Below are 577 nucleotides of genomic sequence, written 5' to 3'. Positions count from 1 at the left end.
CTGCTGGACAAGTGCATCGCCTCGGCCAGGAGCAGCAAGCATCCCGAACTGACGGACAAGACCGTCTGGGAGGTCTTTCAGGAAGAGCGCCCGCACCTTGTCCCCTATGCGGGGCGCTTCGACGGCTTCCATTCGCTGCCTGCGGCGGTATCGAAGACCTGCCTTGTGCGGTTCGACAACAACAAATACTCGGTCGCGGCAACGGCTGTCGGGCGACCGGTCGAGATCCGGGCCTATGCGGAGCGGATCGAGATCCGGCAGGAAGGGCGGCTGGTCGGGGATCATCCCCGTCACTTCGGGCGGGACCGGACAATCTACAATCCCTGGCACTATGTGCCTGTCCTGCTTCGCAAACCCGGGGCGCTGCGCAATGGCGCACCGTTCAAGGACTGGGTTCTGCCCGGCGCCCTCGAGCAGATCCGCCGCAAGCTGCAGGGGTCGTCGGATGGCGACCGCCAGATGGTGAAGATCCTCGGCGCCGTGCTGACGGAAGGGATGCCTACGGTGCAAAAGGCATGTGCCGAAGCGCTCTCGCAGGGCGTCCACTCCGCCGATGTGATCCTCAACATCCTGTCCC

1 protein-coding gene is annotated in these 577 nt (G+C 64.5%); it reads left to right on the top strand.

The annotated features are described in order from the left end of the window. Window positions 1-577 (top strand): Mu transposase domain-containing protein (locus tag ACFOMP_RS19855; RefSeq protein ID WP_449302613.1); only part of this gene is annotated, 577 nt, incomplete at both ends.

Origin of the sequence: Paracoccus simplex (assembly GCF_042648325.1) — a bacterium.
Lineage (GTDB): Bacteria > Pseudomonadota > Alphaproteobacteria > Rhodobacterales > Rhodobacteraceae > Paracoccus > Paracoccus simplex.
Note: the sequence above shows the minus strand (reverse complement) of the source record. Positions and strands in the feature narration are given on the sequence as shown.